General features: G+C 68.9%; 1 pseudogene. It reads left to right on the forward strand.

What is annotated here, in order from left to right:
- Positions 1 to 233, forward strand: a pseudogene (locus CAY82_RS27670) (carbohydrate ABC transporter permease); the annotation flags it as partial.
- Positions 234 to 411 lie beyond the last annotated feature (178 nt).

Below are 411 nucleotides of genomic sequence, written 5' to 3' on the forward strand. Positions count from 1 at the left end.
TGTCGATCTTCGCGATCGTCGGCGTCTGGAAGGACTTCCTCTGGCCCATGCTCACCCTTCCGGACCCCGCCCTGCAGACCCTCAACGTCGGCATCTACTCGTTGTCCACGGGGGTCCCCGAGAACCACCTCATCGCCGCGCTCGCGATGGCCTCGGCGCCCACGCTCGTCATCTTCCTGATCTTCCAGCGCAACATCATGAGCGGTCTGACGGCGGGCTCCCTCAAGGGCTGACCACCCGATCCCCAGCTCCGCCGCCGCGCCCGGCCGCCCCCTGCGAAAGGACCCCTCCGTGGCTGACTTTCCCCTGCCCCGACCCGCCGCCGACTGGTGGCGCACGGCCGCCATCTACCAGGTGTACGTACGCAGCTTCGCCGACGGCGACGGGGATGGCACCGGTGACCTCGCAGGT

It is taken from the genome of Pseudomonas sp. SID14000 (assembly GCF_002165135.1).
Taxonomy (GTDB): domain Bacteria; phylum Pseudomonadota; class Gammaproteobacteria; order Pseudomonadales; family Pseudomonadaceae; genus Aquipseudomonas.